Below are 17,390 nucleotides of genomic sequence, written 5' to 3'. Positions count from 1 at the left end.
TGATAGGCCCTGCTCATGGGTCAGGCGCAGGATCGTCCGGATATCTCTCACGGTCGTTCGTCTCGCTTGCTTCCGTCTGGGCATGTCGGCCTCTCTTCTTCGTGAGAGCCCAACCTGCCAAACGGCGCAGCCGAGAACCGGCCATCAAAACTGTCCGGGAATTACCGGAATTGCTGTCCGGGAATTAGTGAAAGAGCTGTCCGGAGATTACCGAAAACGCTGTCCGGACATTACCGAAACCCGCACTTTCACCGCGGACAGCGCATAGGTCGCCGCCACCACCGGATCCCGCTCCGTCTGCTTCCGGACGGAGGCGAGCACTCTGCTCGAATCGATCGAGCGCGCGTCGGTGAAGGGCTTCAGGCAGGGGGGGCCGAACGTGATCTTCTCACGCGCCAGCCCCGTGGCGCCGGCCAGCGACTCCGGGCCGGCGTTCGCCAGATCCACGGACGAGAGAAGGATCGCCCGCTCGATGCGTCCGACCGCACCGGTGAAGCGCCAGATCACCGGCTTGTGGGTGAGAAGCAGCACCCACACCGGCCCCTCGCCCTGCTCGACGGACACGGTCGCCGTTCCGACCGCGACTTCCCGCGTCCCGATCGCGGTCGTCGACAGCGATTGGCTCTCGTAGGCGGAGAGCAGGACCACGGCTGCTTCCGGCGAAGGCTTGGGCAGTTCGCAGGCCTGCACCTCTGGCGGTACCGCCCGGCGGCGGGTCGCCTCCTCCTCTGCCTGCCGTCGCGCCGCCATTGCTGCCCGCCGAATTTCCTGCCGCCGCAGCGTCGAGGCATTGATCTCCTCGCGGGTCAGGGTCCCGTCGGCATCCGCATCGATCTCCTTGAATCGCTCGAGCACGAGATCGACGAAGGCCTGTTCGGACAGCCCGACATTGCGGTTGCCGGCGTAGTCGAGCAACTCGACGATGATTGCTTCCGTCCCCGCGACCGACTTCGTCGCCTCGATCGCGTTGCGCGCCGCCGTCTGTGCCTCCTGCAAGGTGATGCGGCCGTCATGATCGGCATCGGCGACCATGAAGGCCCGGACCCGGGCGTCCAGGGTCTCCGAAGACCCGCCGGCCAGCGGCGCCCGCGGCCCGGAGATGCGGCGCTCGAAGGCCAGGATGGTGCGAATCTCGGCTTCCGTCACGATGCCGTCGCCGTCGAGATCGAATTGAAAGAGGTTCATCACCGACGCGGCGCGCATGGTGGTCTGCGCCACCGAATCCGCCAAGCGGCCGTCCGCCGCGGTCAACGACCCGTCCCCGTCGGCATCGCTACGCTTGAAGATGGTGCGAGCGCGCTCTGTCACCGAGGCGACCGTCACGCCGACCCCGATCATGGCTTGCAGCACCGCGGGTGGATCGCGATCGAGACGGCCACCGTCCGCGGCCTGTCCGACCCCCGGCCCGATGGCGGCCGCCATCGCCAGAGCCACGCCGAGGCAAGTCGTCTTTGCGGAACACATCGTCGGGGTCTCCTGCCGGTTCGACGCCGGGGAGTTTCTCCCGTACCGGTTGCATTTTCCCTAAACCGTATCGATGCATTTCGCCGGATCGGCCGATCCCATGAAAAAAGGCGGCCCCACACGGGACCGCCTCTCTGTCGTCTCGGAGTTGGGGAGTGGCCCGATCAGTCCGCGGCTTCGGCGGCTTCGCGGCGGGCGCGGTCTTCGGCGCCCTTGGCGGCGACGTCGCGGTCGACGAACTCGATCACGCCGACGGCGGCGTTGTCACCGTGACGGAAGCCGGCCTTGAGGACGCGGGTGTAGCCACCGGCACGGTCCTTGTAGCGCGGGCCGATCACGTCGAAGAGCTTCTTGACGGCCTTCTCGTCGCGAACCTGGGCGACCGCGTTGCGGCGGGAGTTGAGGTCGCCGCGCTTGGCGAGAGTCACCAGCTTCTCGACGATCGGACGCAGGTCCTTCGCCTTGGGCAGGGTGGTGACGATCTGCTCGTGGGTGATCAGAGAGGCCGCCATGTTGGCGAACATCGCCTTGCGGTGTTCCCAGGTGCGGTTGAGCTTGCGGCCCGCGTTTCCGTGACGCATCGGAGGTGCTCCAGGTTGGGGCCGCGGCCGTTCGGCCCGCCCACGCGCCGCTCCGTCGATCGGAGAAGCGCCGGTTGTCGAGGTCCCGGTACGTCACCGGGAGCCCCGGTCGAACCGACCGTGACACCCCGGGTATTGTGCATCCGGGCTTGGAAGTCTTTGTCGGCGGATCGCTCCGCCTCGTCGTCCGCCGGGGCCGCCGGCCCCGGAATTTCCATGCGGAGAGCACCGCCCTCCCCGACCGGCTCGAAGCGGCGCCCGATCACCGGGCGCCGAAACCTCAGAGCTGGTGATCCTCGTAGCGCTTGGCGAGTTCTTCGATGTTCTCCGGCGGCCAGTTGGTGACCTCCATGCCGAGATGGAGACCCATCTGGGCGAGAACTTCCTTGATCTCGTTGAGCGACTTGCGGCCGAAGTTCGGGGTGCGGAGCATCTCGGCTTCGGTCTTCTGGATCAGATCGCCGATGTAGACGATGTTGTCGTTCTTCAGGCAGTTCGCCGAACGCACCGACAGCTCGAGCTCGTCGACCTTCTTGAGCAGCGCCGGGTTGAAGGCGAGCTCGGGGATCTTCTCCTCGATCTCGGCCTTGCGGGGCTCTTCGAAGTTCACGAAGATCGCCAGCTGGTCCTGGAGGATGCGCGCCGCATAGGCGACGGCGTCTTCCGGCTTGACCGAACCGTCGGTCTCGAGGCTGAGCGTCAGCTTGTCGTAGTCGAGGACCTGTCCCTCACGGGTGTTCTCGACGCGGTAGCTGCACTTCTTGACCGGCGAATAGAGGCTGTCGACCGGGATCAGACCGATCGGCGCGTCTTCGGGACGGTTGCGGTCGGCCGGGACATAGCCCTTGCCGGTGGCGACCGTCAGTTCCATGCGGATCTCGGCGCCCTCGTCGAGGGTGCAGATCACCACGTCCGGATTGAGGATCTCGATGTCGCCGACCACCTGGATGTCGCCGGCGAGAACGGTGCCGGGTCCCTGCTTGCGCACGACCATGCGCTTGGGGCCCTCACCCATCATCTTCACCGAGATCTCCTTGATGTTCAGGATGATGTCGGTGACGTCCTCGCGGACGCCCGGGATCGACGAGAATTCGTGGAGCACGCCGTCGATCTGCACGGCAGTGACCGCCGCGCCCTGGAGCGAGGACAGCAGCACGCGGCGCAGAGCATTGCCGAGAGTCAGACCGAAACCGCGCTCCAGAGGCTCGGCGACGACGGTCGCCTTGCGCTTCGGATCGTCGCCGATCTTGATCTCGAGCTTGTTCGGACGAATGAGCTCTTGCCAGTTCTTGTGAATCGTCACGTGGGCACCTTCCGAGGTCTGCCGCGGGATATCGGTACCGTCCCGTACCCTGCCCGCATTCGACCCATGTTCGTGAACGGGGCCGAACGACGGTGGAGACGATCCGTCGTTCGGCGAGAGAGGCGTCGAGCGGCTCGACGCGTCGGCGTCAGACGCGCCGACGCTTGCGCGGACGGCAGCCGTTGTGGGGGATCGGCGTCACGTCGCGGATCGAGGTGACCATGAAACCGGCCGCCTGGAGGGCGCGCAGCGCCGACTCACGTCCCGAACCCGGACCGCGGACTTCGACCTCGATGGTGCGCATGCCGTGCTCGGACGCCTTGCGGGCCGCGTCTTCGGCAGCGACCTGAGCCGCATAGGGGGTCGACTTGCGCGAACCCTTGAAGCCGAGCGCGCCGGCCGACGACCACGAGATCGTGTTGCCCTGCGCGTCGGTGATGGTGATCATCGTGTTGTTGAACGTCGAATTCACGTGCGCGACACCAGAGGTGATGTTCTTGCGCTCGCGGCGCTTAACGCGCGTCGCTTCCTTGGCCATGGATTGTCCTTACCTTCGATCTCGACACCGCCGTAGTTCCAGCGGCTCCACCAGGGCCCGGCACTCTCGCGAGGCTGGGCCCCTTCGCATCACTTCTTCTTGCCCTGGATCGCCTTCGCCGGGCCCTTGCGGGTACGGGCGTTGGTGTGGGTGCGCTGACCGCGGACCGGCAGGCCGCGACGATGACGCAGGCCGCGGTAGCAGCCGAGGTCCATCAGACGCTTGATGTTCATCGCCACTTCGCGACGCAGATCGCCTTCGACGACGTAGTCGCGGTCGATGGCTTCGCGGATCTGCAGCACTTCGGCGTCACTGAGGTCCTGCACGCGACGTTCCGGCGCGATGTTGACCTTGGTCACGATCTCCTCGGCCTTCTTCTGGCCGATGCCGTGAATGTACTGAAGCGCGATGATCACGCGCTTGTTGGTCGGAATGTTCACGCCTGCGATGCGGGCCACGGCTTTTCTCCAATCGCTTCCCGAGAGCATCGTCCGATGCGCTCGCGTCCCAGAGCGGCTTTCGCCCCGATTGCCTCGGCGCGACGACCCCTCCCGAATTCTCATCGGAGCCGGTTCGGGTCGTTCGGGCCTCGTCCGCCCGATCGGAACCTGCTCTCGCTCGTCGTCTCCGGACGGCGGTTCACGACGAACGCACCGGCGGTCGATCCCCATAGGGGAACCGGCCCCGGTCGCTCAATTCGCGACAGTGGCCGGTTGATAACGGATTTGGCCGCCGGGCGTCAACCACCCGGCGACATTTCTCGGGGCGTCAGGCGCCCAGGATCGCGGCGATGTCGGCCGTGACCTCGTCGATCGGCTTCATGCCGTCGACGGTCTTCAACTCTCCGGTGCCGGCGTAGTAGCCCGACAGCGGCGCGGTCTTCTCGCGATATTCGGCGAGCCGCTTGCGGAAGGACTCCGGATTGTCGTCGGCACGCACGGTGCCGCCGGCCGCCAGGGTCTCCTTGACGCGATTCTCCATGCGGGCGACCAGCGCCTCGGCATCGACCACCAGTTCCACGACGGCGTCGAGCTTCAGGCCCTTGGAGGCGAGCATCACGGTCAGCGCCTCGGCCTGCGGCACGGTGCGCGGGAAACCGTCGAGGATGAAGCCACGGGCACAGTCGGGCTCGTCGATTCGGTCGGCGACGACGCCGATGACGATCTCGTCGGAGACGAGACCGCCGGATTCCATCACCGCCTTGGCCTTGAGTCCCACCTCGGATCCCGCCTTGACGGCGGCCCGCAACATGTCGCCGGTCGACAACTGCACGATCCCGTAGGCTTCGACCAGTCGCCCGGCCTGGGTGCCCTTACCGGCGCCCGGCGGTCCGAGTAGAATGAGCCTCATCGACGTCCCCCCCTGAGTTTCGACCTCTTGATCAGGCCTTCGTATTGGTGAGCGAGCAGGTGCCCTTGAATCTGGGACACCGTGTCCATCGTCACCGAGACCACGATCAACAGTGACGTACCGCCGAAATAGAACGGCACGCCGGTCCAGGAAATGAGGAATTCGGGTAATAGACAGACGACGACGATATACAGGGCCCCGGCCACGGTGATCCGCGTCAGGACGTAGTCGATGTATTCCGCGGTGCGCTCACCCGGACGGATGCCCGGAATGAAGCCGCCGTGCTTCTTCAGATTGTCGGCGGTGTCGGTCGGATTGAACACGATCGCCGTATAGAAGAAGCAGAAGAAGATCATCAGGCCGGCGTAGAACAGCATGTACAGCGGCTGTCCGTGGCCGAGCCAAGCGGTGATCGTGGTCACCCACGACGGCCCCTGCCCCGACTGGAAGTTGGCGATGGTGGCGGGCACCAGCAGCAACGACGAGGCGAAGATCGGCGGGATGACGCCGGCGGTGTTGAGCTTCAGGGGCAGATGCGAGGACTGACCCTGCATGATCTGATTGCCGACCTGGCGCTTCGGATATTGGATCAGCAGGCGCCGCTGGGCGCGCTCCATGAACACCACGAAGCCGATCACCACGATCGCCACGACGATGATCGCCAGAATCGCGGCGGTCGAGATCGCGCCCTGACGGCCGAGCTCGAGGGTGCCGGCGATGGCGTGGGGGAGTCCTGCGACGATGCCGGCGAAGATGATCAGCGAAGTGCCGTTGCCGATGCCGCGCGAGGTGATCTGCTCACCGAGCCACATCAGGAACATGGTGCCGCCGACCAGGGTGATCACCGCGGTGATGCGGAAGAACATGCCCGGCGCCGCGACGATGCCGGAGCCGCCTTCGAGACCGACGGCGATGCCGTAGGCCTGGAAAATCGCCAGCGCCACCGTGAGGAAGCGGGTGTACTGGTTGAGCTGCTTGCGGCCGCTCTCGCCCTCCTTCTTCAGCGCCTCCCACGACGGAATGACCGTCGTCATGAGCTGCACGATGATCGAGGCCGAGATGTAGGGCATGATTCCCAGCGCCAGGATCGCCATGCGACCCACGGCTCCGCCGGAGAACATGTTGAACAGGCCGATGATGCCGGTCTGGGCGTTGGAAAACGCCTTGGCGAGGGCTGCAGCGTCGATCCCGGGGAGCGGCAGGTAGGTGCCGAGCCGATACACGAGAAGCGCGCCCAGCGTGAACCAGATGCGCTTCTTGAGTTCCTGGGCCTTGCCGAAGGCGCCCCAGTTGAGATTGGCTGCGAGCTGTTCGGCAGCAGAAGCCATGCGACTCGTCTCCGGTGCTTCGTTGGGCCGTACGGCAGGCGATGCGGGCGGCCGATCACTCGGCCGCTTCCGCCTTCTTCTTCTTCTCGGGGACGACGACCTTGCCGCCCGCCTTCTCGACCGACGCGATGGCCGGGGCCGAGGCGCCGGCGATCTCGAAGGTGAGCGCGGTCTTGGGCTCGCCGGGGCCGATCAGACGGACGCCGTCGCGCAGACGCTTCAGCACGCCGGCGGCCTTCAGCGCGGCACCGGTGATCGGCGCGGCGGCATCGAGCTTGCCGGCATCGATCGCCGCCTGGACGCGGGCGATCGAGACCTCGTTGTAGTCGAGGCGGAAGATGTTGGTGAAGCCGCGCTTGGGCAGGCGCCGATGCAGCGGCATCTGGCCGCCCTCGAAGCCGTCGATGGCGACGCCGGAGCGCGCCTTCTGACCCTTGACGCCGTGGCCGGAGGTCTTGCCCAGGCCGGAGCCGATGCCGCGGCCGAGGCGCTTGCCCTTCTTGGCGGCGCCGGAATTGTCGCTGATCTCGTTGAGCTTCATCGCTCTTTCCTCGGAGTTCGGCCGCGCCGGACGTTCGGTGCGGAGGGTCTCGGCAGTCTCGACGCGCCCCGGAGGGCGCGCGCGTCTTCGACGTCAGTTCTCGTCGACGACGCGGACGAGATGGGCGACCTTGGCGATCATGCCGCGAACCTCGGGGGTGTCCTCGAGGGTCGACCGGCGATGGCGCTTGTTGAGGCCGAGACCGATCAGGGTCTGTTCTTGCTTCGGCGGCCGGCGGATCGGGCTGCCGACCTGCTCGATGGTGACCGTCTTGCCCGTGGAATTCGACATGGGGCTTGCCCTTGCTTTGTTCAACACCGTGCGGCCGCCGTTTTTTTCAAAACGACGCCGCCGGCTCGTCTCACGCGTCCGCAGAAGCGTCCGCGCCCTCACCGCCGCGACGCGACTGCAGGGTCGAAACCTTGATGCCGCGGCGAGCGGCGACGGAACGAGGGCTGTCCTCGGCCTTCAGCGCGTCGAAGGTGGCCCGTACCATGTTGTACGGGTTCGACGAACCGAGGGACTTGGCGACGACGTCCTGAATGCCCAGCGTCTCGAAGACGGCGCGCATCGGACCGCCGGCGATGATGCCGGTACCGGCCGGGGCGGCGCGGACGATCACTCGTCCGGCACCGTGGTGGCCGACCACGTCATGATGCAGCGTGCGGCCTTCCCGCAGCGACACCCGGACCATGCCGCGCTTGGCGGCTTCGGTGGCCTTGCGGATCGCCTCGGGCACCTCGCGGGCCTTGCCGTGGCCGAAGCCGACGCGGCCCTTCTGGTCGCCCACGACGACGAGCGCCGCGAAGCCGAAACGCCGGCCGCCCTTCACCACCTTCGCGACGCGGTTGATGTGCACCAGCCGGTCGACGAATTCGCTATCGCGTTCTTCCCGCTCACGCGTTGCCATGTCGGTTCTTCCCTCGAGCGCAGCCGTCCCGGCGCGCCATGGTCTTTCGGATCAGAAGTCGAGGCCGCCCTCGCGGGCGGCTTCGGCGAGCGCCTTGACGCGGCCGTGGTAGATGAAGCGACCGCGGTCGAACACGACCTGCGTCACTCCTGCGGCGACCGCACGTTCGGCGACGAGCTTGCCGACGGCCGTCGCGGCGTCGGTATCGGCGCCGGTCTTCAGGCTGTCCTTGAGCACAGTCTCCAACGTCGAAGCGGAGACCAGGGTCTTGCCTTCGACGTCGTCGATGATCTGCGCATAGATGTTCTTCGACGAGCGATGAACCGAGAGCCGGGGACGGCCGTTCGCCGCCGCCTTGACGGCACGGCGCACACGCGCGGCACGACGCTCCGTAGAGGTCTGTATGGCCATGGCGGCAGCTCCTTACTTCTTCTTGCCTTCCTTGCGGAAGATCTTCTCTTCGGCGTACTTGACGCCCTTGCCCTTGTAGGGCTCGGGGCCGCGCCATTCACGGATCTCCGCGGCGACTTGGCCGACCTGCTGCTTGTCGATGCCGGAGACGATGATCTGGTCCGACTTGGCGCCGAGAACCTGGATCACGATGCCTTCCGGAACCGGGAACAGCACGTCGTGGCTGTATCCGAGCGACAAGGTCAGGACCTTGCCGTTCAGCGCCGCCTTGTAGCCGACGCCGTTGATCTCGAGCTTGCGCTCGAAACCCTTCGACACGCCGGTCACCAGATTGGCGATCATCGTGCGCGACATGCCCCACAGCGAGCGGGCGAGTTTGGTCTCGTCGCGCGGCTTGACGGCAATGCCCTCGGCCGACTGATCGACCGCGACCAGATCATGGACCACGAAGGACAGAGCCCCCTTCGGTCCCTTGACGTTGACGGCCTGTCCCGCGATTTCCGCGGTGACGCCGGCAGGAACCGGCACGGCCTTCTTTCCGATGCGTGACATGGGTCTACCCGTCTCGTTTTCCGGCCTCAGAAGACCTTGCAGAGGACTTCGCCACCGACATTGGCCTCGCGGGCCGCATGATCGGCCATGACGCCCTTCGGGGTCGAAAGGATGGTGACACCGAGGCCGTTGGCGACCCGCGGGATGTTCGTCACCGAGGTATAGACGCGCCGGCCGGGCTTGGAGACGCGCGCGATTTCGCGGATCACCGGCTGGCCGTCGAAATACTTCAACTCGATCTCGAACTCGGACTTGCCGCCGTCGAATTCGACCTTGGCGTAGCCGCGGATGTAGCCCTCGGCCTTGAGGACGTCGAGAAGATTGCCGCGCAGCGACGAAGCCGGGGTCGAAACCTTGGACTTCTTCCGGAGCTGGGCGTTCCGGATGCGCGTGATCATGTCGCCCAGAGGATCGGTCATGGTCATGGGTATTCGTTCCTCACCAGCTCGACTTGACCAGGCCCGGGATGACGCCCGAGTTGCCCAGTTCGCGAAGCGCGATGCGCGACATCTTCATCTTGCGGTAATAGGCGCGCGGACGGCCCGTCACTTCGCAACGATTGCGGATGCGCACCTTGGCCCCGTTGCGCGGCATCTCGGCGAGTTTGAACACCGCCTGCATCCGGTCCTCGGGCGAGGATTCGCGATTCATGATCACCGACTTGAGTTCGGTGCGCTTCTTCAGATCGCGAGCCGTCAACTTGCGGCGGCGGTCGTTCTTCTCGATCGAGCTCTTCTTGGCCATGTCGGTCCTATCCTCTGCCGTAACGGGTCACTGACGGAACGGGAAGTCGAAGAGCCGCAGGAGCTCCCGTGCTTCGTCGTCGGTCTTCGCCGTCGTACAGACGATGATGTCCATTCCCCAGATCTGATCGACCTTGTCGTAGTTGATCTCCGGGAAAACGATGTGTTCCTTGACGCCCAGGGCGAAGTTGCCGCGGCCGTCGAAGCTCTTCGGGTTCAGTCCGCGGAAGTCCCGGACGCGCGGCAGCGCGATCGTGACGAAGCGGTCCAGGAACTCGTACATGCGGGCCTTGCGCAAGGTGACCTTGGCGCCGATCGGCATGTTCTCGCGAATCTTGAAGGTGGCGATCGCCTTGCGGGCGCGGGTCACGACCGGCTTCTGGCCGGCGATGAGCGCCAGGTCGGCGGCGGCGACCGCGGCCTTCTTGGAGTCGGCGACGGCTTCGCCGACGCCCATGTTGATGACGATCTTGTCGAGGCTCGGCACTTCGAACGTGTTCTTGTAACCGAACTTCTCGATCATCGCCGGGCGCACCACCTCTTCGTAGTGCTTCTTCAGGCGCGGCGACTGCACGTTGACCTCAGCCATCGATCAGGTCTCCCGAGCGCTTGGCGACGCGGACCTTGCGGCCGTCGTCCAGTTTCTTGAAACCGACGCGAGTCGGCTTGCCGTCCTTGTCGGCGACCGCGAGGTTCGACAGATGGATCGGCGCTTCCTTCGCGATGATCCCGCCCTCGTTGACGCCCTGCGGCTTGGTGTGGCGCTGCACCATGTTGACGCCGCGGACGAGCGCACGCTCTTCCGTCGGGTTGACATTGAGCACCTCGCCCGCCTTGCCCTTGTCACGGCCGGCGAGCACGACGACCTTGTCGCCCTTCTTGATCTTCGCGGCCATCACAGCACCTCCGGCGCCAGCGAAAGAATCTTCGTATGATTCTTCGCGCGCAGTTCGCGCGGAACCGGTCCGAAGATACGGGTCCCGATCGGCTCTTTCTGATTGTTGATCAGAACGGCCGCATTCCGGTCGAAACGGATCACCTGACCGTCCGCCCGATGAACGTCCTTCGAAACGCGGACGACGACCGCCTTCATGACGTCGCCCTTCTTGACGCGACCCCGGGGGATCGCCTCCTTGATCGAGACGACGATGATGTCGCCCACGGTTGCGTACTTCCGCTTCGAGCCGCCGAGTACCTTGATGCACATGACGCGCTTGGCACCCGAATTGTCGGCGACGTCGAGGTTGGTCTGTACTTGGATCATGACCGACCGCCTTTCCTAATTCACTGTCGCCGCAGCTTCAGACCGTAGCGGTCGGAGCGATGACGACCCAGCGCTTGTTCTTCGACAGCGGACGGGCTTCCTCGATCGCGACCTGATCACCGATCTTGAAACGGTTCTCTTCATCGTGAGCGTGGTACTTCTTCGAACGACGCACGGTCTTCTTCAGAAGCGGATGGGTGAAGCGACGCTCCACCTCGACTACGATCGTCTTGTCGTTCTTGTCGCTGACGACGACGCCCTGCAGCACGCGCTTCGGCATGGCCGTCTCCCTTAGCTCGCGCTCTTGGCGCGGATGATGGTCTGGATCCGCGCGATGCCGCGCCGGACCTGGCGCACCCGCGCCGTGTTTTCGAGCTGTCCCGTCGCCTTCTGGAAGCGGAGGTTGAACTGCTCTTTCTTCAGCTTCTCGAGCTCGTCACCGAGTTCGTCGAGCGTCTTGGTGTTGATTTCGGCGGCCTTCGTCATCGGCTTCCGTCCTTACGCGTCAGTCGGCGATGCGCTGGATGAAGCGCGTCTTGATCGGCAGCTTGGCGGCCCCGAGCCGCAGTGCCTCTTCGGCGACCTCATGGCTGACGCCATCGATTTCGAAAAGGATGCGCCCGGGATGAACACGAGCGGCCCAGAACTCCGGAGCCCCCTTGCCCTTACCCATGCGCACTTCGGTCGGCTTCGAAGAAACCGGAACGTCGGGGAACACGCGAATCCACACGCGCCCCTGACGCTTCATCTGCCGGGTGATCGCGCGGCGAGCCGCCTCGATCTGCCGGGCGGTCACCCGCTCCGGCTCCAACGCCTTCAGGCCGAAGGTCCCGAAATCCAGGGTGAAGCCGGCTTTGGCTGCTCCCTTGATCCGGCCCTTGAACTGCTTGCGGAACTTCGTGCGCTTAGGCTGCAGCATCGTCGTTCTCTCTCATCCCAATGTAGCGGCAGGCCTCAGGCCCGCTCGCTGTCCCGATCACGACGATTGCGGCCGCGACGTTCACCGTCGCGCTCACGATCGCGCCCTTCCGGGCGATGCGGCCGGCTGTTGTCCGGCTCCTGAGAACGACGCTCCGAAGCCATCGGATCGTGTTCCAGGATCTCGCCCTTGAAGATCCAGACCTTGAGGCCGCAAGTGCCGTAGGCCGTGACCGCCGTGGCGACACCGAAGTCGATGTCGGCACGCAGGGTGTGAAGCGGAACCCGCCCCTCGCGATACCATTCGAGGCGCGCGATTTCGGCACCGCCCAGACGCCCGGAGGCGTTGATGCGGATACCTTCGGCGCCGAAGCGCATCGCCGACTGGACCGAGCGCTTCATCGCACGGCGGAAGGCGACACGACGCTCGAGCTGCTGAGCGATCGAAGCGGCGACCAGGGTCGCGTCGATTTCCGGCTTGCGGACTTCGACGATGTTGATGTGGACCTCGCTGTCGGTCAGCTTGGCCACGCCCTTGCGCAGCTTGTCGATGTCGCCGCCCTTCTTGCCGATGACGACGCCCGGACGAGCGGTGTGGATCGACACCCGGCACTTCTTGTGCGGACGCTCGATCACCACCTTCGACACGGCGGCCTGCTTGAGCTCGGCGAGCAGATACTTGCGGATCGCGAGATCCTCATGCAGCAGCTTGCCGTACTCGCCCTTGCCGGCGTACCAGCGGGAGTCCCAGGTGCGGTTGATCCCGAGCCGAAGCCCGATCGGATTGACCTTCTGTCCCATCAGACGGACTCCACTTCACGGACGACGATCGTCAGATTCGAGAACGGCTTCTCGACCCGCGACGCGCGACCGCGCGCCCGGGCATGGAAACGCTTCATCACCAGCGCCTTGCCCACGAAGGCTTCGGCGACGACGAGACTGTCGACGTCGAGTTCGTGGTTGTTCTCGGCATTGGCGATCGCGCTCTCGAGCGTCTTCTTGACGTCCCCGGCGATCCGCTTGCGCGAGAACGTCAGGTCGGCGAGAGCGCGGGAGACCTTCTTGCCACGGATCATGGCGGCGACGAGGTTGAGCTTCTGGGGGCTGACGCGGATCATCCGCGCAACCGCCTGAGCTTCGATATCCTTCAGCACCCGTTCGGTCTTGGGCTTCGACATGGGGCTTACTTCCTCCTCGCCTTCTTGTCGGCCGAGTGACCGTAGTAGGTCCGAGTCGGCGAGAACTCGCCGAACTTCTGGCCGACCATGTCCTCGGAGACGAGGACGGGGACGTGCTTCTGACCATTGTACACGCCGAAGGTGAGGCCGACGAAGTGCGGCAGGATCGTGGAGCGACGGCTCCAGATCTTGATCACCTCGGCCCGGCTCGACGCGCGAGCCTTTTCCGCCTTCTTCAGGAGGTACCCGTCGACGAACGGACCTTTCCAGACTGAACGAGCCATGGGTTACTTGCCCTTCTTGGCGTGACGCGAACGGACGATGAACTTGTTCGTCGCCTTGTTCGAGCGGGTCTTCTTGCCCTTGGTCGGCTTGCCCCACGGGGTCACCGGATGACGACCGCCGGAGGTGCGGCCTTCGCCGCCGCCGTGCGGATGATCGACCGGGTTCATCGTGACGCCGCGATTGTGCGGCTTCCGACCGAGCCAGCGGGAGCGTCCCGCCTTGCCCAACGAAATGTTCATGTGGTCCGGGTTGGAAACCGCACCGACCGTGGCGAGCGAGGTCGCCAGGATCAGACGCTGTTCGCCCGAACCGAGGCGCAGGATGACGTAACCCTGGTCGCGGCCGACGATCTGCGCGTAGGACCCGGCGGACCGAGCGATCTGCCCACCCTTGCCCGGCTTGATCTCCACGTTGTGGACGATCGTACCGACCGGAATGTTGCCGATCGGCATGGCGTTGCCCGGCTTGACGTCGACGAAGGCGCCCGACACCACGGTGTCGCCGACCGCCAGACGCTGCGGCGCCAGGATGTAGCTCAGCTCGCCGTCCTCGTAACGCACCAGCGCGATGAAGGCGGTGCGGTTCGGGTCGTATTCGAGCCGTTCGACGATCGCCGGCACGTCCATCTTGCGACGCTTGAAGTCGACGATGCGATAGGTCCGCTTGTGTCCGCCACCCTTGAAGCGCGCAGTGATGCGGCCGAGGTTGTTGCGACCACCGGTCTTGGAAAGCCCTTCGGTGAGGGCCTTCAACGGCTTGCCCTTGTAGAGGGCCGAGCGGTCGACGATGACCAGCTGACGAAGGCTGGGCGTGACCGGGTTGAAGGTCTTGAGCGCCATGGTTTTCTACCCTTCCCGTGCCTTCAGAGCCCGGTGGTGACGTCGATCCGATGGCCTTCGGCCAACGTCACGATCGCCTTCTTGACGTCGTCCTGCTTGCCGACGAAGCCCTTGAAGCGCTTCGTCTTGCCGAGCCGGACCAGCGTGTTGACCTTCTCGACCTTGACCTTGAACAGCGCCTCGACGGCGGCCTTGATCTCGGGCTTGGTCGCGGACTTGGCGACGTTGAACACCACCTTGTTCTGCTCGGCAGCGATGGTGGCCTTCTCGGTGATCACCGGAGACCGGATCACGTCGTAGTGTGACAGCTGGATCGCCATGATCACGCCTCCGCCCGGAACCGAGCTTCGAGTGCGTCGACCGCGTCCTTGGTGAGGACGAGAACCTGACGACGCAGGATGTCGTAGACGTTGATGCCCTGGACGGGCAGCACGTCGACGTTCGGAATGTTGCCGGCGGCGAGACGGAAGTTGGCGTCGATCTCGGCGCCACCGATCACCAGCACGTTGACGAAGCCGAGCTTGTCGAACTGCGCCTGCAGAGCCTTGGTCTTGGGCACCGAGGCGACCGCCTGGTCGATCACCACCAGCGAGGCCGAAGCCGCCTTGGCGGAGAGCGCATGGCGCAGGCCGAGGGCCCGGACCTTCTTGGGCAGATCATGGGCGTGGCTGCGCACCACCGGGCCGTGAGCACGCCCACCGCCGCGGAAGATCGGCGCGCGCTGCGAGCCGTGACGGGCGCCACCGGTGCCCTTCTGCTTGTACATCTTCTTGCCGGTGCGGGCGATCTCGGAGCGGCCCTTGACCTTGTGGGTCCCGGCGCGCCGCTTGGCGAGCTGCCAGTTGACGACGCGCTGGATCAGATCGGCGCGCGGCTCGAGACCGAAGATCTCGTCCGAGAGCGTGATCGTGCCGGCTTCGGCGCCGTCGAGAGTCTTGACCTGGAGCTCCATCACTCGGCCCCCTTCTCTGCTGCAGCCGCCACGGCGACCGGCGCCTTGAAGGCTCCGGGCATGGGCAGACCCACGGGCGCGGCGCGCTTGACCGCGTCGCGGACGATGATCCAGCCGCCCTTCGAACCGGGGACCGAACCCTCGACCAGGATCAGACCGCGCTCGACGTCCGTGCGGATCACCTTGAGGTTCTGGGTGGTGACCCGTTCGGCGCCCATGTGGCCGGCCATCTTCTTGTTCTTGAAGGTGCGGCCGGGGTCCTGACGGTTACCGGTCGAACCCAGCGAACGGTGCGAGACCGAGACGCCGTGGGTGGCCCGCAGGCCGCGGAAGTTCCAGCGCTTCATACCGCCCTGGAATCCCTTGCCGACCGAAGTGCCGGTGACGTCGACGAACTGCCCGACGACGAAGTGGTCGGCGGTGATCTCTGCGCCGACCTCGATCAGCTTGTCGGGATCGACGCGGAATTCGACGACCTTCCGCTTGGGCTCCACCGAGGCGGCCGCAAAGTGCCCGCGCATCGCCTGGGTGGTGTTCTTCACCTTGGCGACGCCGGCACCGAGCTGAAGCGCGGTGTAGCCGTTCTTTTCTTCGGTCAGCTGGGCGACGACCTGACAGCCGTCCATCCGCAGGACCGTTACCGGAACCTGCTCTCCCGCATCGGTGTAGATGCGGGTCATACCCAGCTTCTGTGCGATCACACCTGAACGCATGGCGTTCTCTCTCATTCGGGGAGCGTCACGAAAGTGAAACGCTCCGGATCTAAGTCAGAGGCTCGGAGGAATTGAGTCCTCAGAGCTTGATTTCGACGTCCACGCCGGCCGCCAAGTCGAGCTTCATCAGCGCGTCGACCGTCTGAGGGGTCGGATCGATGATGTCGAGGAGACGCTTGTGGGTTCGAATTTCGAACTGCTCGCGGCTCTTCTTGTCGACGTGCGGCGAGCGGTTCACCGTGAACTTCTCGATCCGCGTCGGCAGCGGAACCGGACCACGGACCGAAGCGCCCGTGCGCTTCGCCGTGCTGACGATCTCGCGCGTCGGTGCGACCGCCTTCACGGATGGCGAAGCGGAGCTTCTCTTCCATCGCGATCGGGACGATCAGTTCCACGACGACCTTCACGTTGTCGCCCGGCATCACCATCTCCGTGCCTTCCGGCAGGTGAACCTGCCCGGTCACGTCGGTGGTCCGGAAGTAGAACTGCGGACGATAGTTCGAGAAGAACGGCGTGTGACGGCCACCCTCTTCCTTGGTCAGGATGTAGGCCTCGGCCTCGAACTTGGTATGCGGCGTCACCGAGCCCGGCTTGCACAGCACCTGGCCGCGCTCGACGTCCTTGCGCTCGATGCCGCGCAGCAGCGCGCCGATGTTGTCGCCGGCTTGGCCCGAGTCGAGCAGCTTGCGGAACATCTCGACGCCGGTGCAGGTGGTCTTGCGGGTCGGGCGAATGCCGACGATCTCGACTTCCTCGCCGACCTTGACCACGCCACGCTCGACGCGGCCGGTCACCACGGTGCCACGACCGGAGATCGTGAACACGTCTTCGACCGGCATCAGGAACGGCAGATCGACCGGACGGTCGGGCTGCGGAATGTATTCGTCGACCGCCTGCATCAGCTTCAGGATCGACTCGTGGCCGAGCTTGGGGTCGCCGTCCTTGAGGGCTTCGGTCGCCGAWCCCGGGATGATCGGGATGTCGTCGCCGGGGAAGCCGTAGGAGGACAGCAGCTCGCGCACCTCGAGCTCGACGAGCTCCAGGAGTTCGGCGTCGTCGACCAGGTCGACCTTGTTCAGGTAGACCACCAGGGCCGGCACGCCGACCTGACGGGCGAGCAGGATGTGCTCGCGGGTCTGCGGCATCGGGCCGTCGGCGGCCGACACGACCAGGATCGCGCCGTCCATCTGGGCGGCACCGGTGATCATGTTCTTGACGTAGTCGGCGTGGCCGGGGCAGTCGACGTGGGCGTAGTGACGCGCCTTGGTCTGATACTCGACGTGGGCGGTGTTGATGGTGATGCCGCGCGCCTTTTCTTCGGGCGCCGCGTCGATCTGGTCATACGCCTTGAACGTCGCGCCGCCGGTCTCCGCCAGGACCTTGGTGATCGCCGCGGTCAGCGACGTCTTGCCATGGTCGACGTGCCCGATCGTGCCGATGTTGCAGTGCGGCTTGTCGCGATTGAACTTTTCTTTGGCCATCGGATTGCTCCGCGATCCTTCTGAGCTTGATCGGGTCGA

28 protein-coding genes and 1 pseudogene are annotated in these 17,390 nt (G+C 65.3%); all 29 read right to left on the bottom strand.

All coding sequences use genetic code 11. The features are described 5' to 3' along the window. Window positions 1-207: 207 nt before the first annotated feature. Window positions 208-1,464 carry an EF-hand domain-containing protein gene (locus EYW49_RS21740; protein ID WP_131311727.1) on the bottom strand — a complete coding sequence of 419 codons (1,257 nt, stop codon included), beginning with the start codon at window positions 1,462-1,464 and terminating at the stop codon, window positions 208-210. A 164-nt stretch (window positions 1,465-1,628) separates the two neighbouring features. Next, window positions 1,629-2,045, bottom strand: coding sequence for a 50S ribosomal protein L17 (rplQ, locus tag EYW49_RS21735; protein WP_131311726.1), 417 nt, complete (start codon window positions 2,043-2,045; stop codon window positions 1,629-1,631). A gap of 280 nt (window positions 2,046-2,325) precedes the next feature. Then, on the bottom strand, window positions 2,326-3,378 hold the full coding sequence (locus tag EYW49_RS21730; protein ID WP_407695497.1) for a DNA-directed RNA polymerase subunit alpha: 1,053 nt from the start codon (window positions 3,376-3,378) through the stop codon (window positions 2,326-2,328). A gap of 118 nt (window positions 3,379-3,496) precedes the next feature. Next, window positions 3,497-3,886: a 30S ribosomal protein S11 gene (gene rpsK / locus EYW49_RS21725; protein WP_131311724.1), complete on the bottom strand. Its 390-nt coding sequence runs from the start codon at window positions 3,884-3,886 to the stop codon at window positions 3,497-3,499. 89 nt (window positions 3,887-3,975) lie between these two features. Then, window positions 3,976-4,344, bottom strand: a complete 369-nt coding sequence (rpsM, locus tag EYW49_RS21720) for a 30S ribosomal protein S13 (protein WP_131311723.1) — start codon at window positions 4,342-4,344, stop codon at window positions 3,976-3,978. A gap of 310 nt (window positions 4,345-4,654) precedes the next feature. Continuing rightward, entirely contained in the window at window positions 4,655-5,236 is a 582-nt protein-coding gene (locus tag EYW49_RS21715) for an adenylate kinase (protein WP_131311722.1), read from the bottom strand. Then, on the bottom strand, window positions 5,233-6,564 hold the full coding sequence (secY, locus tag EYW49_RS21710) for a preprotein translocase subunit SecY (RefSeq protein ID WP_131311721.1): 1,332 nt from the start codon (window positions 6,562-6,564) through the stop codon (window positions 5,233-5,235). Before secY ends, EYW49_RS21715 begins: the two co-directional genes overlap by 4 nt. Window positions 6,565-6,619: 55 nt before the next feature. Further along, window positions 6,620-7,105, bottom strand: a complete 486-nt coding sequence (rplO, locus tag EYW49_RS21705; protein WP_131311720.1) for a 50S ribosomal protein L15 — start codon at window positions 7,103-7,105, stop codon at window positions 6,620-6,622. Between the two features lie 93 nt (window positions 7,106-7,198). Then, window positions 7,199-7,396: a 50S ribosomal protein L30 gene (rpmD, locus tag EYW49_RS21700; protein WP_131311719.1), complete on the bottom strand. Its 198-nt coding sequence runs from the start codon at window positions 7,394-7,396 to the stop codon at window positions 7,199-7,201. A gap of 70 nt (window positions 7,397-7,466) precedes the next feature. Beyond that, on the bottom strand, window positions 7,467-8,015 hold the full coding sequence (rpsE, locus tag EYW49_RS21695; RefSeq protein WP_131311718.1) for a 30S ribosomal protein S5: 549 nt from the start codon (window positions 8,013-8,015) through the stop codon (window positions 7,467-7,469). Between the two features lie 51 nt (window positions 8,016-8,066). Next, window positions 8,067-8,426, bottom strand: coding sequence for a 50S ribosomal protein L18 (gene rplR, locus EYW49_RS21690; RefSeq protein WP_131311717.1), 360 nt, complete (start codon window positions 8,424-8,426; stop codon window positions 8,067-8,069). 12 nt (window positions 8,427-8,438) lie between these two features. Further along, entirely contained in the window at window positions 8,439-8,978 is a 540-nt protein-coding gene (gene rplF, locus EYW49_RS21685) for a 50S ribosomal protein L6 (RefSeq protein ID WP_131311716.1), read from the bottom strand. A 26-nt stretch (window positions 8,979-9,004) separates the two neighbouring features. Next, window positions 9,005-9,403, bottom strand: coding sequence for a 30S ribosomal protein S8 (gene rpsH / locus EYW49_RS21680; RefSeq protein ID WP_131311715.1), 399 nt, complete (start codon window positions 9,401-9,403; stop codon window positions 9,005-9,007). A 13-nt stretch (window positions 9,404-9,416) separates the two neighbouring features. Then, on the bottom strand, window positions 9,417-9,722 hold the full coding sequence (gene rpsN / locus EYW49_RS21675) for a 30S ribosomal protein S14 (RefSeq protein WP_131311714.1): 306 nt from the start codon (window positions 9,720-9,722) through the stop codon (window positions 9,417-9,419). A gap of 27 nt (window positions 9,723-9,749) precedes the next feature. Next, complete coding sequence (rplE, locus tag EYW49_RS21670) at window positions 9,750-10,310, bottom strand: 50S ribosomal protein L5 (RefSeq protein WP_131311713.1); 561 nt, start codon at window positions 10,308-10,310, stop codon at window positions 9,750-9,752. Beyond that, window positions 10,303-10,617, bottom strand: a complete 315-nt coding sequence (rplX, locus tag EYW49_RS21665) for a 50S ribosomal protein L24 (protein WP_131311712.1) — start codon at window positions 10,615-10,617, stop codon at window positions 10,303-10,305. Before rplX ends, rplE begins: the two co-directional genes overlap by 8 nt. Beyond that, complete coding sequence (gene rplN / locus EYW49_RS21660) at window positions 10,617-10,985, bottom strand: 50S ribosomal protein L14 (RefSeq protein WP_131311711.1); 369 nt, start codon at window positions 10,983-10,985, stop codon at window positions 10,617-10,619. Before rplN ends, rplX begins: the two co-directional genes overlap by 1 nt. A 37-nt stretch (window positions 10,986-11,022) precedes the next feature. Beyond that, the gene (rpsQ, locus tag EYW49_RS21655; RefSeq protein WP_131311710.1) at window positions 11,023-11,265 is read right to left on the bottom strand and encodes a 30S ribosomal protein S17; all 243 of its coding nucleotides are present in this window, start codon (window positions 11,263-11,265) and stop codon (window positions 11,023-11,025) included. 11 nt (window positions 11,266-11,276) lie between these two features. Beyond that, a complete protein-coding gene (gene rpmC, locus EYW49_RS21650; protein ID WP_131311709.1) occupies window positions 11,277-11,471 on the bottom strand; it encodes a 50S ribosomal protein L29 in 195 nt (64 codons plus the stop codon). A 19-nt stretch (window positions 11,472-11,490) separates the two neighbouring features. Further along, window positions 11,491-11,904: a 50S ribosomal protein L16 gene (rplP, locus tag EYW49_RS21645; protein WP_131311708.1), complete on the bottom strand. Its 414-nt coding sequence runs from the start codon at window positions 11,902-11,904 to the stop codon at window positions 11,491-11,493. Window positions 11,905-11,939: 35 nt separating this feature from the next. Beyond that, window positions 11,940-12,704 (bottom strand): 30S ribosomal protein S3, encoded by a 765-nt coding sequence (gene rpsC, locus EYW49_RS21640; protein WP_131311707.1) that lies wholly within the window; start codon window positions 12,702-12,704, stop codon window positions 11,940-11,942. Beyond that, window positions 12,704-13,081: a 50S ribosomal protein L22 gene (rplV, locus tag EYW49_RS21635; protein WP_131311706.1), complete on the bottom strand. Its 378-nt coding sequence runs from the start codon at window positions 13,079-13,081 to the stop codon at window positions 12,704-12,706. The genes rpsC and rplV overlap by 1 nt, the downstream gene beginning before the upstream one ends. 5 nt (window positions 13,082-13,086) lie before the next feature. After that, on the bottom strand, window positions 13,087-13,365 hold the full coding sequence (gene rpsS, locus EYW49_RS21630) for a 30S ribosomal protein S19 (RefSeq protein ID WP_131311705.1): 279 nt from the start codon (window positions 13,363-13,365) through the stop codon (window positions 13,087-13,089). Between the two features lie 3 nt (window positions 13,366-13,368). Next, entirely contained in the window at window positions 13,369-14,205 is an 837-nt protein-coding gene (rplB, locus tag EYW49_RS21625; protein ID WP_131311704.1) for a 50S ribosomal protein L2, read from the bottom strand. A gap of 23 nt (window positions 14,206-14,228) precedes the next feature. Beyond that, window positions 14,229-14,525: a 50S ribosomal protein L23 gene (locus tag EYW49_RS21620; protein ID WP_131311703.1), complete on the bottom strand. Its 297-nt coding sequence runs from the start codon at window positions 14,523-14,525 to the stop codon at window positions 14,229-14,231. 2 nt (window positions 14,526-14,527) lie between these two features. Beyond that, window positions 14,528-15,157, bottom strand: coding sequence for a 50S ribosomal protein L4 (gene rplD, locus EYW49_RS21615; protein WP_131311728.1), 630 nt, complete (start codon window positions 15,155-15,157; stop codon window positions 14,528-14,530). After that, window positions 15,157-15,870, bottom strand: coding sequence for a 50S ribosomal protein L3 (rplC, locus tag EYW49_RS21610; RefSeq protein WP_131311702.1), 714 nt, complete (start codon window positions 15,868-15,870; stop codon window positions 15,157-15,159). The genes rplD and rplC overlap by 1 nt, the downstream gene beginning before the upstream one ends. Window positions 15,871-15,949: 79 nt before the next feature. Next, window positions 15,950-16,213, bottom strand: coding sequence for a 30S ribosomal protein S10 (gene rpsJ, locus EYW49_RS21605; RefSeq protein ID WP_206365530.1), 264 nt, complete (start codon window positions 16,211-16,213; stop codon window positions 15,950-15,952). Next, window positions 16,197-17,351: pseudogene (gene tuf, locus EYW49_RS21600) on the bottom strand (elongation factor Tu); the annotation flags it as partial. The pseudogene tuf and the gene rpsJ, both read right to left, overlap by 17 nt. Window positions 17,352-17,390 lie beyond the last annotated feature (39 nt).

The organism is Siculibacillus lacustris, from assembly GCF_004328075.1.
In the GTDB taxonomy this organism is placed as follows: Bacteria; Pseudomonadota; Alphaproteobacteria; order Rhizobiales; family Ancalomicrobiaceae; genus Siculibacillus; species Siculibacillus lacustris.
Note: the sequence above shows the minus strand (reverse complement) of the source record. Positions and strands in the feature narration are given on the sequence as shown.

Bases quoted from the DNA above. Each gene is read 5' to 3' on its own strand.
- EYW49_RS21740 (WP_131311727.1), bottom strand. From the start codon at position 1,464: ATGTGTTCCGCAAAGACGACTTGCCTCGGCGTGGCTCTGGCGATGGCG.
- rplQ (WP_131311726.1), bottom strand. From the start codon at position 2,045: ATGCGTCACGGAAACGCGGGCCGCAAGCTCAACCGCACCTGGGAACAC.
- rpsK (WP_131311724.1), bottom strand. From the start codon at position 3,886: ATGGCCAAGGAAGCGACGCGCGTTAAGCGCCGCGAGCGCAAGAACATC.
- EYW49_RS21715 (WP_131311722.1), bottom strand. From the start codon at position 5,236: ATGAGGCTCATTCTACTCGGACCGCCGGGCGCCGGTAAGGGCACCCAG.
- secY (WP_131311721.1), bottom strand. From the start codon at position 6,564: ATGGCTTCTGCTGCCGAACAGCTCGCAGCCAATCTCAACTGGGGCGCC.
- rplO (WP_131311720.1), bottom strand. From the start codon at position 7,105: ATGAAGCTCAACGAGATCAGCGACAATTCCGGCGCCGCCAAGAAGGGC.
- rpmD (WP_131311719.1), bottom strand. From the start codon at position 7,396: ATGTCGAATTCCACGGGCAAGACGGTCACCATCGAGCAGGTCGGCAGC.
- rpsE (WP_131311718.1), bottom strand. From the start codon at position 8,015: ATGGCAACGCGTGAGCGGGAAGAACGCGATAGCGAATTCGTCGACCGG.
- rplR (WP_131311717.1), bottom strand. From the start codon at position 8,426: ATGGCCATACAGACCTCTACGGAGCGTCGTGCCGCGCGTGTGCGCCGT.
- rplF (WP_131311716.1), bottom strand. From the start codon at position 8,978: ATGTCACGCATCGGAAAGAAGGCCGTGCCGGTTCCTGCCGGCGTCACC.
- rpsH (WP_131311715.1), bottom strand. From the start codon at position 9,403: ATGACCATGACCGATCCTCTGGGCGACATGATCACGCGCATCCGGAAC.
- rpsN (WP_131311714.1), bottom strand. From the start codon at position 9,722: ATGGCCAAGAAGAGCTCGATCGAGAAGAACGACCGCCGCCGCAAGTTG.
- rplE (WP_131311713.1), bottom strand. From the start codon at position 10,310: ATGGCTGAGGTCAACGTGCAGTCGCCGCGCCTGAAGAAGCACTACGAA.
- rplX (WP_131311712.1), bottom strand. From the start codon at position 10,617: ATGGCCGCGAAGATCAAGAAGGGCGACAAGGTCGTCGTGCTCGCCGGC.
- rplN (WP_131311711.1), bottom strand. From the start codon at position 10,985: ATGATCCAAGTACAGACCAACCTCGACGTCGCCGACAATTCGGGTGCC.
- rpsQ (WP_131311710.1), bottom strand. From the start codon at position 11,265: ATGCCGAAGCGCGTGCTGCAGGGCGTCGTCGTCAGCGACAAGAACGAC.
- rpmC (WP_131311709.1), bottom strand. From the start codon at position 11,471: ATGACGAAGGCCGCCGAAATCAACACCAAGACGCTCGACGAACTCGGT.
- rplP (WP_131311708.1), bottom strand. From the start codon at position 11,904: ATGCTGCAGCCTAAGCGCACGAAGTTCCGCAAGCAGTTCAAGGGCCGG.
- rpsC (WP_131311707.1), bottom strand. From the start codon at position 12,704: ATGGGACAGAAGGTCAATCCGATCGGGCTTCGGCTCGGGATCAACCGC.
- rplV (WP_131311706.1), bottom strand. From the start codon at position 13,081: ATGTCGAAGCCCAAGACCGAACGGGTGCTGAAGGATATCGAAGCTCAG.
- rpsS (WP_131311705.1), bottom strand. From the start codon at position 13,365: ATGGCTCGTTCAGTCTGGAAAGGTCCGTTCGTCGACGGGTACCTCCTG.
- rplB (WP_131311704.1), bottom strand. From the start codon at position 14,205: ATGGCGCTCAAGACCTTCAACCCGGTCACGCCCAGCCTTCGTCAGCTG.
- EYW49_RS21620 (WP_131311703.1), bottom strand. From the start codon at position 14,525: ATGGCGATCCAGCTGTCACACTACGACGTGATCCGGTCTCCGGTGATC.
- rplD (WP_131311728.1), bottom strand. From the start codon at position 15,157: ATGGAGCTCCAGGTCAAGACTCTCGACGGCGCCGAAGCCGGCACGATC.
- rplC (WP_131311702.1), bottom strand. From the start codon at position 15,870: ATGCGTTCAGGTGTGATCGCACAGAAGCTGGGTATGACCCGCATCTAC.